This window comes from Bacillus proteolyticus (assembly GCF_001884065.1).
GTDB classification, from domain to species: Bacteria; Bacillota; Bacilli; order Bacillales; family Bacillaceae_G; genus Bacillus_A; species Bacillus_A proteolyticus.
In genome coordinates this window covers 1-2,932 of record NZ_MACH01000040.1, presented here as the reverse complement: position 1 = coordinate 2,932, position 2,932 = coordinate 1, and the positions used below count along the sequence as shown (strand labels likewise).

5 protein-coding genes are annotated in these 2,932 nt (G+C 31.2%); 1 reads left to right on the top strand and 4 read right to left on the bottom strand.

Features of this window, described 5'->3' with window-relative positions:
- Window positions 1–11: 11 nt before the first annotated feature.
- The gene (locus BAQ49_RS04225; protein ID WP_071744307.1) at window positions 12–719 is read right to left on the bottom strand and encodes an IS6 family transposase; all 708 of its coding nucleotides are present in this window, start codon (window positions 717–719) and stop codon (window positions 12–14) included.
- Window positions 720–929: 210 nt separating this feature from the next.
- Here BAQ49_RS04225 and BAQ49_RS04220 point away from each other — a divergent pair, with 210 nt between their 5' ends.
- On the top strand, window positions 930–1,457 hold the full coding sequence (locus BAQ49_RS04220; RefSeq protein WP_002161807.1) for a DUF4352 domain-containing protein: 528 nt from the start codon (window positions 930–932) through the stop codon (window positions 1,455–1,457).
- A gap of 155 nt (window positions 1,458–1,612) precedes the next feature.
- Here BAQ49_RS04220 and BAQ49_RS04215 read toward each other — a convergent pair whose 3' ends face one another.
- From BAQ49_RS04215 to BAQ49_RS32075, 3 genes are all read right to left on the bottom strand, one after another.
- Window positions 1,613–1,801, bottom strand: a complete 189-nt coding sequence (locus tag BAQ49_RS04215) for a hypothetical protein (RefSeq protein ID WP_071744306.1) — start codon at window positions 1,799–1,801, stop codon at window positions 1,613–1,615.
- A 266-nt stretch (window positions 1,802–2,067) separates the two neighbouring features.
- Window positions 2,068–2,412 (bottom strand): hypothetical protein, encoded by a 345-nt coding sequence (locus BAQ49_RS04210; protein WP_071744305.1) that lies wholly within the window; start codon window positions 2,410–2,412, stop codon window positions 2,068–2,070.
- 302 nt (window positions 2,413–2,714) lie between these two features.
- Window positions 2,715–2,867, bottom strand: coding sequence for a nucleotide-binding domain-containing protein (locus BAQ49_RS32075; RefSeq protein ID WP_165616026.1), 153 nt, complete (start codon window positions 2,865–2,867; stop codon window positions 2,715–2,717).
- Window positions 2,868–2,932: the final 65 nt, after the last annotated feature.

The window sequence follows — 2,932 nt, the reverse complement described above, 5'->3', positions numbered from 1 at the left end:
GAAATCTAGTCTTAAGCAGCAATTCCAAATAGTTGATGGATGAACTTCACTTGATTTTGGACAGACTTGTCCCGTAAAATAAGTTGGCCTTTTTTAATGATATGCATCGCTTCTATTCCTGAAAGAATAGATTTAGCTGTACGAAAAGATTTCAATCCTAGCATTGAACGAACTAGCTTTTTAATAAAACGATGATCTTGCTCTACAATATTATTCAGGTATTTTACCTGCCTTATTTGGATGCCTACAGGCATCTTTTTCTCTGTCTTCAACTCTTCAATCGCTATAGGATAGGCCGGGTTTTTGTCCACTGTAATCACACGGGGCTTTGAAACATGAAAAGACTGCAAAGCTTTCTTGAAAAAACGCTTTGCAGCCCTATGATCTCTTGTTTTGCTTAAATAAAAATCAATTGTATTTCCTTTTGAATCAACAGCACGATATAGGTACATCCATTGACCTTTGACTTTCATATACGTCTCATCGACTCGCCAAGAATCATTGATTGATTTAAGATGACGTCGTACTCGCTTATCTAATTCAGGACCATATTGATGATCCGATCGCATGATAGTTGTATGAGCAAGTGATAACCCACGCCCTTCCATCATTTCGACTAAATTACGAAAACTGAGGTTGTACCGTAGGTACCATCTCACGGTTAATAAAATAATATCAGGTTGATAATGTTTCCACTGGAATAGATTTTGCTTTTCCATACCAATCACATCCTTTTTCAGAGTACTAGTATCAGTATGTCCAAGTCTAGGAGGTTACTTACAAGCGTTTTGGAGTGTTTGCACCAGAACCTCTGAGAGCTTATGCTCTCTTTTTTTATTTATGTTCGACATAATCTGACAAAAAAATTGTAACCATATTTGTTATGATAGTTCAGGAATCATACATTTTACATAATTGGAGGAAACGAAATGTATAAGAAGATGGGGACACTCGTTATAACTGGAGCGCTTGCTATAAGTCTAGCGGGATGTAGTGATACAGAAGAAACTGCCAAAAAAGTATCAAATGATACAAAAACAGAACAAACAACTGAAAAGAAAGAAGAGAAAAAAAAATTTAAAGTTGGCGAAACAATTAAACTTGGAAATCACAAATTAACTGTTACAAATGTTGAAAAGTCTCCAGGTGGAGAATTCGATAAACCTAAAGAGGGTCATGAATTTTTAATCGCTAATGTAACTATAGAAAATGGCGGCGAAGAAGAAATACATTATAATGCTCACGATTTCAGTTTACAAAACAGTGAAGGAAATATTGTAGACCCAACGTTAACTATGATTAACCAAGATACTCAATTGAATTTTGGAAAACTTGCACAAAATGGGAAAATAACTGGAACTATTGCTTTCGAATCAAAACAAGGAGATCCTAAGCTTCAATTAATCTTCAAACCAATTTCCTTATCAGAAGAAGAAGTTCGAGTAAATCTTCAATAATAATATCTACAAAAAGAAAAGACACTCGAATTGAGTGTCTTCTTTTAAAATTTCACATACTATGTCTAATTAATGAGGTATCGCCACATACCCATCAAGCTAAGATTTTAAAGTACCCCCTAAATGGAAATTTTGTGTTTTTATAGCATCGAAGTTTATTTTTCTTTCTTCTTTTTAAATGCCAAAACATAAAAAAATATTGGGATTAAAAAATCTGCCAATAACTCTCCCATTCCATAAGGATCGATCTTAATATCTCCTCCTGCTAGATGCATAATAGATGATATTGTAAACAAAATTGCTACAACTAATGCCCATTTGCGTTGAATTAATTTATTATTCATTTTTCTTCACTTGCTTTCATAAAATATTTTTTTCATACAATACCCATTATGGTAGTAATACCTATATTAATTAGGGTTTATTTCGTATGCAAATTTTTAAATAATCTACACTGATCCCCTATAAATAAAAATTTTATTTTAAATAAAATCAATTTATGAATATAAGTAATTTAAATTATTAAAAGTAGTTAATATAAAAAACTATGATTTTAAAAAGATCAGAGTTTTAAAATCATAGGTAATCCCTTATATAATAATATAAAAAATTATGATAATTGCGCACTAACAGTAATAGTAAGTCCAACACCTAAAACTAGAATAATCCAAGTCCAATATTTATTTCGAATGAAAAATAACGCAGAGTTATCTTTTATTTGAACTCTTTCTCCGGTTTTTTCATCAACAAGTGTTCGTACACTATCAGATATAAACTTTTTAGTGAAAAAATAATTACTCATCGCTATAAATATAGTACAAAATATTCCATTAAAAATAAATCCAGGGTTATGTACCGTGTCCACTTGCAACATACTACTAAATATTCCACTTATCAGACTCCCTAAAATTAATGCTAAGACTACTAACAGTCCTTTACCTCTCCAAATAATCATTACATAATGACTCCTTTCAATTTCTAAATAATGGGACATACATATTACATTATATTACTTTATGGAAAAGTTTCTTATCAACTATCACACTGGTATTACAGAAAAAATTAAAGTTTCTGACTTGAACAAAGGAAAGGAAATTGCTAAAGTGTTTGATTAATGTTGGTTTGAAATAAAGTTTGACCAAAAAGATGCTACAAATGTTGATTTTATAATAGAGGGAACCCACGCATTTTGAATAAAGATTGATCAAAATACGTGGGTTTTGTTTTTGAAGTGAAGAATTTTTATAAAAAGATTGATTAAAACGATTTTTGTAAAGTATTTTCGATTTGAATAGGAACATGAATACGGTCTCTCACTACTACTGTACCTTCGTAAACAATATGGCATTCTACTAAATGATCTCTATTAAAATCTGCTGATTCTATACATTTTTCTGTGCCCTTTTTTATGGTTCTGGTGCGAAAACTTCAAGATAATTGCAGGTAATCTCTAAATCTTGGACATACTGATACTA